Annotated in this window: 1 protein-coding gene; it reads right to left on the bottom strand. The window is 41.8% G+C overall.

From position 1 onward, the window contains the following. Window positions 1-731 (bottom strand): lipopolysaccharide assembly protein LapB (locus tag A3762_RS19500; RefSeq protein ID WP_197469413.1); only part of this gene is annotated, 731 nt, incomplete at its 3' end. Between the last annotated feature and the right edge of the window lie 227 nt (window positions 732-958).

Here is a 958-nt window from a genome sequence, read left to right as displayed (position 1 = left end):
AACTCTTGAGTCTCATTCAACAACTGGTTTTTGTAAGCATATTCGAGAGCTCCCAAAGCATTGTCTTCTTGCTCAAGTTCGTCGTATAGCCCTGTTAATTGTAATACGTATTTTTTCTTACCAGGATAAAGCGTGACTATTCTTTTTAGTAATTGAATACCTTTCCCATAATCTTTTTGAATCACATAGCTCGCTAGTAGCAACTGCAAATGATATTCGACAGGCGTTTCACTCTGAGCCACTGCCCGCTCAAAGCTTTTGACCGCTTCCTGATACTCTTTAGCCTGCATATAGGCATTACCTAAACGAATAAACACAGCAGCATTCAATTCATCTTTCTTTGCATGCTCCAACCAAGATTGTAGATAACGAATAGACAGCATTAATTGATCTTCAGAAAGATAAAGTTGAGACAAGTCATAACGCAACTTTTGCTGATTTTCATGAACCAGAGCGCTCATGTTATGAGCTAATTCCAGTAGCTCAATTGCCTTAGTATTTTCATTGCGACTGACATAAATATAACCCGCCGTTTTCAAGACGACGGCCGTTTCATAGGCGTTCTTCTGTACGCGAATGATCAATCGATTAAGTTTCTCAAACGCGCCATCAATATCGCCCTCATCAATACTACCTTGCACATCAACTAGTAAATTGTAGGTGCCTTTTGACACAAGGGATTTTTTACTAGCAGAACCTTCACTTCCGCCCGCAGCAACACTTGGAGGCATTTGAAAATCGGTCGCAAAACTTACATGCGACAACCCAGTCGAGATAATGAACGTGAGCACCAGAGATAAACTGCGATGCCGTAAAATGGATCGGTTAGAGCTGGAATACATACTTACGCTCAACAACACGCGTAGCTTGCGCTTGACCATTGACCAAAAGAGGCAGGTATTCCCATCGAGCTACCTCCTTCAACACGACACGATCAAAAATTCTTGGAGGGGAAGAT

The sequence above is a fragment of the Oleiphilus sp. HI0125 genome (genome assembly GCF_001635355.1).
This window is presented reverse-complemented; position numbering and strand designations above follow the sequence as displayed.